The following is a 958-nucleotide window of genomic DNA, read 5'->3' as shown; positions in this document are numbered from 1 at the left end:
CGCCACTGCACCAACCGTGCTCCCGCTCACTGATGTCAAATTCCCCAAGGGAGTCGCGGTCGACGGCGCAGGCAATGTATATGTCAGCGACAGCGGCAACAACCGAATCCTCAAGCTGGCTAACGGATCCGGTGCCCAAAGCGTGTTGCCATTCACCGGACTCAATAGCCCCAGGGGAATTGCCGCCGACAAAGCAGGAGATGTCTACGTCGCCGACCGGGGCAACAGCCGGGTGCTCAAACTGGCGGCGGGAGCAACCTCCCAGGAGGTCGTGCTGTCCGCTGGACAGTACGACCCCGCCGGTGTTGCCGTCGACACCGCAGGCAACATCTACATCGCCGATCTACACAATCACCAGGTGTTAAAACTGGCGGCGCACTCTTGACACCGTCGACGCCCAGCACCAAATATTCGGGGCGGCCCGCACCCTGGATCTTCAGCTGCCGTTGATCGACACCTTCACCCCGACCGATCCGCGCCAATTCCCCACGCTGCCACAAGATCCCACTGGATTAATCGCCAAGACTCTGCCGCTGCCCGCCGACCAGGCCACCCCCACCTCGGGTGCCTATCCCCCGGTCGGGACCCTGCATCTGGATGAGGATCCGGTCCACACCGGGCCCGCGTTGACTGCAGCCGGCGTCGACGACGTGTCGATCAATCTGGACACCCTCTATCAGGCGAAAGACCCAACCGCCGCGCAAGCCCTGGCCAGCACGCTGGCCGATGCCGCCGCTGCCACACCGGGAGCTCAAGACGCCGCCTCAGCGCCGGGGATGCCCCAAAGCCACTGCACCCGCGTGGCCGGCTCTAACGGTCTGGTCCCGCGCTACTGGTGCTTAGCTAGCGCCGGTCGCTACACCATCAAAACCATTGCCCGACAACTAGATAAGGCACAGCAACAACTCTCGGCCCAGTACCGCCTAGTGGGCGACTGACCCTCCATGTGTGGTTGCTG

General features: G+C 63.5%; 2 protein-coding genes. Both read left to right on the top strand.

What is annotated here, in order from left to right; translation table 11 throughout:
• Positions 1–385 (top strand): NHL repeat-containing protein (locus AC5Y5O_RS32080; protein ID WP_500028756.1); only part of this gene is annotated, 385 nt, incomplete at its 5' end.
• Between the two features lie 61 nt (positions 386–446).
• Complete coding sequence (locus AC5Y5O_RS32075; protein WP_061559449.1) at positions 447–938, top strand: DUF7373 family lipoprotein; 492 nt, start codon at positions 447–449, stop codon at positions 936–938.
• Positions 939–958 lie beyond the last annotated feature (20 nt).

The sequence above is a fragment of the Mycobacterium sp. NGS40 genome (assembly GCF_059812735.1).
The sequence above is the reverse complement of the archived record's forward strand: the minus strand, read 5'-3'. Positions and strand labels throughout refer to the sequence as shown.